Annotated in this window: 1 protein-coding gene and 1 pseudogene; one reads left to right on the forward strand and one right to left on the reverse strand. The window is 60.8% G+C overall.

Features of this window, described 5'->3' with window-relative positions:
• Window positions 1-161 precede the first annotated feature (161 nt).
• Window positions 162-822 (forward strand): annotated as a pseudogene (locus tag Q0341_RS09240) (sulfite exporter TauE/SafE family protein).
• A 228-nt stretch (window positions 823-1,050) separates the two neighbouring features.
• On the opposite strand, the gene Q0341_RS09245 reads toward Q0341_RS09240, so the two are convergent.
• Window positions 1,051-2,886: molybdopterin cofactor-binding domain-containing protein (locus Q0341_RS09245; RefSeq protein WP_299512416.1), on the reverse strand; the 1,836-nt coding region annotated here is incomplete at its 5' end.

Raw genomic sequence — 2,886 nt, forward strand, 5'->3', positions numbered from 1 at the left:
GTTTGAGCTGGGCGCGCGGCCATTTATGAGCACACAGATGGGCTCTGGGGTGCGTACAGCGCAGCGCCTGACTTGACATGGCCGATGCCAATTACCTGATTTGGGCGGGGCTGGCTGCGGCCATGGTGGGCTTGTCCAAGGGCGGCTTGCCCACCGTGGGCATGCTGTCCGTGCCGATTCTTTCGCTGTTCATGTCCCCGGTCAAAGCGGTGGTGATGTTGCTGCCGATTTACATCATCTCGGACATGGTGGGGCTGTGGCTTTACCGCAAGGACTTCAGCGCCATCAACCTGAAAATTCTTGTTCCGGCGGGTGTGGGCGGTGTGCTGGTGGGCTGGCTCACTGCATCGGTGGTGTCCGACATGGCCGTCAAAATGATGATCGGCCTCATGGGAATTGGCTTTGTGCTCAACGCCTGGCGCAAGCGCAGCAGCGTGCAAGCGCCATATCCTGCCAACTGGAAAAAGGGGCTGCTTTGGGGCGGTTTGTCGGGTTTTACCAGCTTCATCTCGCACGCTGGGGGGGCCGCCGTTTCAGGTTTACCTGTTGCCCCAAAAACTGCCCAAACTGGTGTTTGCCGGCACCTCGACGCTGTTTTTTGCCTTCATCAACTTGGCCAAACTCGGGCCCTACCATGCGCTGCAACCCTACGGCGTAAGCGAGCTGATGGGCGCCTTGGTGCTGATCCCGTTTGCCCTGGTGGGCACCGTGGCAGGCGCTTACCTCACCCGCAAGATCGCCGATGACTGGTTCTTCAAGTGGGTGCAGGTGGGCTTGCTGGCGATTTCCGTCAAGCTGATCGTGGATGTTGTTCGGGCTTGATGCCCAGCGCGATCGATCCGGCCTTGAGAAGGCCGACATGGTTTCGCCACAGCACCCCCATCAATCGGTTGCAACAGAGCCGAAACGCGGCCCATACCAGCCCTATCGGTGCTGAAGCTGCAGACCTGCAAAATTGTTTTTCAATCTGCAATCAGCTGAAAAAAAAGCCCACGAAATGCCACGCAAGTGGCGTCTCGTGGGCTTTGGCTTTTACAAGCCCTTTTCAGCTCAAACCATCGGCAATGGCAATGCGCGCAAACGCTTGCCGTTGAGCGATGCGATCGCGTTGGCGACGGCCGGGGCCAAAGGGGGCAAGCCCACTTCGCCAATGCCGCCAGGGTGGTTGTCGGTGGGCATGACCTTCACAAACACTTCGGGCGCTTCGTTGGCGCGCAGCACCTGGTAGGTGTTCAGGTTCATTTGCTGAGGTACACCGGCCTTGAAGTCCATGTGCTCGTGCAGCGCCGCCGACAAGCCAAAGATCACAGAGCCCTCGATTTGCGCTTGCACGTTTTGTGGTTGCAAAGCGTGGCCGCAGTCCACCGCCGACCAAACTTTGTGCACCTTGGGGCGACCTTTTTCAACAGAGACCTCCACCACCATGCCGCAATAGGTGTTCCAGGCGTCTGAAAACGCCAGACCCAGTGCATGGCCCTTGGGCAGCTTGGCTTGGCCCCATTGCGACATTTCGGCCACCGCCTTGAGCACGGCTTGCCCGCGCGGGTTTTTCTTGAGCAAATCCATGCGGTAAGCCAGTGGGTCGGCCTTGACACCACGCGCCACTTCGTCGATCAATGTCTCGATGGCGAACTTGGTGTAGCCCGGGCCCACGGCACGCCAGAAGCCGGCATCAATGCCGCGGTCTTCGATCATGAATTGCACGCTGTGGTCCGGGATGTCGTAGGTGATTTCGGTGCCTTCCATCACAGGCGCATCTTTGCCGCCAGAGGCTTTGAAAGCCGGTGGCACCACGCGGGCATACACCCCCTCAGACACCACGCGGTGCAGCAAGCCCACCAGCTTGCCCTGCGCATCGACACCGGCCACCAAGTGTTGCCCAGTCATGGGGCGGTACTTGTCGTGTGTCATGTCGTCTTCGCGGGTCCAGATCACTTGGATCGGCGTGCCTGGCATGGACTTGGCGACCAAAGCCGCATCGGCCGCGTAATCGGCCTCTACCCGACGCCCGAAGCCGCCGCCAAGCAAGGTGATGTTGACCTTGATGTTTTCTGGTTTGAAGCCGCCAAAGCGCGCCACCGTGCCGGTCACAAACGAGGCCGACTGGGCCGGTGCCCAGACTTCGATCTTGTCGCCGTCCACGCGCGCAGTGCAGTTCATGGGCTCCAGGCAAATGTGGCTGACCATTTCGCTGGTGTAGGTGGCGCTGAAGGTTTTGACAGCACCGGCCAATTTGGCTGCTGCGTCACCATGGGCGATGAAGGCCACGCCCTTGTCGTCCAGATTTTGTGCGCGCTTGACGTATTCGGCGCGCATGGTGTCGGAGTTCTGAGCGCGGGCTTTGGCCTTTTGGCTCCAGACCACTTTGAGCTGGTCGCGTGCGGTTTTGGCGGTGTAAAACGAATCGGCCACCACGGCCACGCCGTAAGGCAGGCGCAGCACGTTTTTGACGCCAGGCACAGCACGGGCCGCGCTGTCGTCCACGCTCTCTGGCACTTCGCCTTGCACCGGTGCACGCAGCACCGAAGCCCACAGCATGCCGGGCAAACGCTGATCAATGCCGTACATGGCTCGGCCGCTTGATTTGGCGGGCACGTCCACGCGGGGGATTTCTTTGCCGATCAGGCGGAACTGCGCCATCGGCTTGAGCATGCTTTTGTCCACCTTGGGCAGCTCGGCCGGGGCCTTGGCCACCTTGGCAATGTCGGCGTAAGTCATGGCGCGGCCACTGGTGTGGATCACGCGGCTGGCTTCGGTGCGCAACTCGGCAGCGGGCACACCCATGGCCTGGGCCGCAGCGCCCACCATCACCAAGCGGGCTTGGGCGCCGGCCAGGCGCAGGGGTTCGTAATAGCCTTGCACTGTGCGCGATGCACCTGTGGTCAT

This window comes from uncultured Limnohabitans sp. (assembly GCF_937889215.1).
Taxonomy (GTDB): domain Bacteria; phylum Pseudomonadota; class Gammaproteobacteria; order Burkholderiales; family Burkholderiaceae_C; genus Limnohabitans_A.